The 1267-nt window shown below is 62.0% G+C and carries 1 protein-coding gene; it reads left to right on the top strand.

Going from position 1 to position 1267, the window contains the following annotated elements; genetic code table 11:
• Nucleotides 1–47: 47 nt before the first annotated feature.
• The gene (locus tag GVL04_RS24045; protein ID WP_159709167.1) at nucleotides 48–1232 is read left to right on the top strand and encodes an IS30 family transposase; all 1185 of its coding nucleotides are present in this window, start codon (nucleotides 48–50) and stop codon (nucleotides 1230–1232) included.
• Nucleotides 1233–1267: the final 35 nt, after the last annotated feature.

Genomic DNA, 1267 nt, shown 5'->3' with positions numbered 1-1267 from the left:
GGCAAAGTCATAGGGTCGTTGCAACGCTCTGATTGATGGAGCGTTTCATGGTCAAGTTGTTTCCTTCGGGTGCGCGTGCCGAGTTTGTTGATTTGGTGTGTGCGGGGGTCTCGGTTCTTGAGGCTTCCCGGCGTGTCGGGGCGGTGCACGCGACCGGGGGAAACTGGTGGGCTCAGTCTGGCCTGATGATGACGTTGAACCGTGGCGCTGTCGGGGGTCTTGCCGATCCTGCGCCTTCGGCAGAGGGACCTGGCCGGGCCTTGGGTCTGGGCGAGCGGGGGATGATCCAGATGGGTGTTCTGCTGGGGCTCAGTTACGCCAAGATCGGTGAATTGATCGGCCGGGATAAGTCCGTGGTCTGGCGGGAGGTGAAACGGCACAGAAGCGCGGACGGGAAGTATTACGCCTCGGTCGCCCACGCCAAAGCGCACCAGGACAGGCGCCGGCCCAAACCGTTCAAACTCGTCCAGGACGAGGACCTCTGCCGGCTGATCGGTGTGTGGATGGATGACGGGTGGAGCCCGAAATTGATCTCCTCAATGTTGGCGCACTACTTCGTCGACGATCAGACTATGCAGGTGAGCCACGAGACGATCTATCAAGCGCTGTATGTCCAAACCCGCGGGAACCTGCGGGCGGACCTGGCCGAAAAGCTCAGCCTGAAACGCAAGCAACGCGTTCCGCACACCAGTGACCGCCGTAAGAACAGCCCTTACGGTGAGGCATTCAAGATCAGCCAACGCCCGCCCGAGGTCCAAGACCGGGCAGTGCCTGGCCACTGGGAAGGGGACCTCATCATCGGGACCGACGGGACCGCGATCGGCACGTTGGTGGAACGCTCGACCCGGTTCACGATCCTGCTGCACCTGCCCGGGGACCACACCGCGGAGACCGTTGCCGCTGCGATGATCCGGGAGATGGCTTCCCTCCCGGATCACCTGCGACGCTCGATCACTTGGGACCGCGGAACCGAACTGGCCGACTACGCGAAGATCCAAACCGCACTCGAAACGACCCTGTATTTCTGCGACCCGCACTCACCCTGGCAACGCGGCACCAACGAGAACACCAACAGGCTCCTGAGGTTCTGGTTCGAAAAAGGCACCGACCTTTCAGTGCACACCCCCGAGGACCTCCGCCTGGTCGCAGCGAAACTCAACCGCCGACCCAGACCAACCCTGAACCTCGAAACACCAGCCAACCGACTAAACCAGCTGCTACAAGCGGCCTAACCCCCAGCGTTGCTCCCACCAGTTGACTTTGCCCG

This window comes from Arthrobacter sp. 18067 (assembly GCF_902706295.1).
Taxonomy (GTDB): Bacteria; Actinomycetota; Actinomycetes; order Actinomycetales; family Micrococcaceae; genus Arthrobacter.
This window is presented reverse-complemented; position numbering and strand designations above follow the sequence as displayed.